Genomic DNA, 250 nt, shown 5'->3' on the forward strand with positions numbered 1-250 from the left:
TATCTCCCGTGCTTAATTATTGCAATACTACCGAGGATAGAAAGCAGGTAATCGGTGAAAAGAGTCTGCATATTAATGATAAAGTAGATTTTAAACGCAAGGTTTCACAAATTATTCAGTCAAGCCAGGAGGTGAAACTAGCGGATGGAAAATATACTTTATCTGCAAAATTTAAACGCGGGAGCGGATTTGCGGATTTATATATGTATGCCTTAAGTAATGGTAAAGAGTATAAACAGAACCTGATTAA

1 protein-coding gene is annotated in these 250 nt (G+C 35.6%); it reads left to right on the top strand.

Features of this window, described 5'->3' with window-relative positions; genetic code table 11:
- Positions 1-250 (top strand): hypothetical protein (locus B3139_RS07470; protein WP_293881441.1); only part of this gene is annotated, 250 nt, incomplete at both ends.

It is taken from the genome of Sphingobacterium sp. UBA1498, from assembly GCF_002325125.1.
Lineage (GTDB): Bacteria > Bacteroidota > Bacteroidia > Sphingobacteriales > Sphingobacteriaceae > Sphingobacterium.